Genomic DNA, 1,634 nt, shown 5'->3' with positions numbered 1-1,634 from the left:
GGTGGGGTGGTTCGGGTGCGCCAGGTGTGGGCGGCGGTGATGGTTTCGGGGGTGAAGACGATTTTGGGTGCGCTCGTGCCTGTGCCCGCATTGGTTGCGCCGGACTGACCGCGGGCGGTGGTGGTGGGGAGGTGGGTGCGGCGTTGGGTGAGGGGGATGGGGGTTTGGGTGGGGTCGATGGTGGGGGGTGGGGTGAGGTGGGGGGTGCCGTGTGGGGTGGTGAGGGTGAAGGAGCTGGTGTGGAGGTGGGTGTGGTGGAAGTGACACAGCAGCACCCCGTTGTCGATATCGGTGCGGCCCGGAGCGGTGTCGGGGGTGGTGGGGGTCCAGGGGGTGGTGTGGTGGGTTTCACACCAGGACGGGGGCCGGTCACAGCCCGGCCAGACGCAGCCGCCGTCGCGGGCGGCGAGAGCACGGTTCTGCGCCGGGGTGAACAAACGTTTCGTGCGGCCGTGGTGCAGGACCTCACCGCGGTCACCGAACACGGTCACCGCCCCGGGCTGGTGACACCGTAACCGGGTGATCGCGGTGACGGGGAGGGGTTCGGTGACACCGTCGAGGAACCCGACCCCGCGACCGGCCTGCAGATCAGCCAACGCCACGTGAATGTTCACGGTGGTGGTCGCGCCGGCGAGGTGGGGCATGTCGGGGGCGGTGACCGCGCGGGCGATCAGCTCCGTCACCGTGTCGGCGAGACGTTGCGGACCCGTGCGCGGGTCAGCGGTGTGCTGAGCCTGCACGTATTCGTCCTCGCTCATGAACCGGGGTGCGACCCGGGGGCTGGTCAGAGCCTGGGCGGCACCCAACCAGAGAGCACCCTGCTCGGGGGTGAGCGCGACCCGGCCCCGGAACATGCCATCCGCGGACCGGGACAGGGTCAACGACCGCAACTCCCGCTGCCGTTCCTCCCGCGGACACGCCCCATCCGGATCCAGCAGATCCCGCACCCGCACCACCAACCGCACCACCCCATCCACCCCCACACCACCCGCCACGGCACTCGCGCCGGCACCTTCCGGCAGAGCGTCCGGCGAAGCGGTGTCGTGGGTGAGGGGTGAGGGTTGGGTGGCGGCGGTGACGAGGGTGGCTTCGGCGGCGGCGATGTCGTCGGGGGCGACGCCGCGCCGCGCCAGCCCCGCCAACTCCCGCGAGATCACCCCCGCAACCTCCACCCCCACCACACCTGCCGCCAACGCTGCCGTGACCGCGGGGAACGGCAGCGGCCCGGGCGCACCGCCGAGCTGCTCCGCGGCCCGCAACCGGCGACCCAACTCCACCCGGCCCGCCGCTTCCCGCGACGACACCCCCGTCACCGCGGCCACCAGCCGGGCCGGTGAGGTGAAGTTCTCCGCCCGGCTCAGGCCCTCGTCGCCGAGCTCGGGTCGGGAACGGTGACCGATCTCCCCCGCGACCTCCACCTGCCCCGCGCCGACCAGCCGGGCGACCCGCTCCAACAACACCGCCCGCCCCAACAACTCAGCCGACGTCAACGACCGCGCAGGCACCACCAACAGCCCCGCGAGCGCGCCGACGACCGCGTCGACGACCTCATCGACAGGAGCAGCTGTTCTGAACATGACACAAGTCAAACACCCAACACTGACATTCACTCACTTTCACGCCGCAGGCCAACA

Annotated in this window: 1 protein-coding gene; it reads right to left on the bottom strand. The window is 71.3% G+C overall.

Features of this window, described 5'->3' with window-relative positions:
* Positions 1–1,577, bottom strand: a 1,577-nt coding sequence (locus N1032_RS22955; RefSeq protein ID WP_259542635.1) for a 13E12 repeat family protein, incomplete at its 3' end; no start/stop codon positions are given.
* Positions 1,578–1,634 lie beyond the last annotated feature (57 nt).

The organism is Herbiconiux daphne, from assembly GCF_024979295.1.
Lineage (GTDB): Bacteria > Actinomycetota > Actinomycetes > Actinomycetales > Microbacteriaceae > Herbiconiux > Herbiconiux daphnes.
Note: the sequence above shows the minus strand (reverse complement) of the source record. Positions and strands in the feature narration are given on the sequence as shown.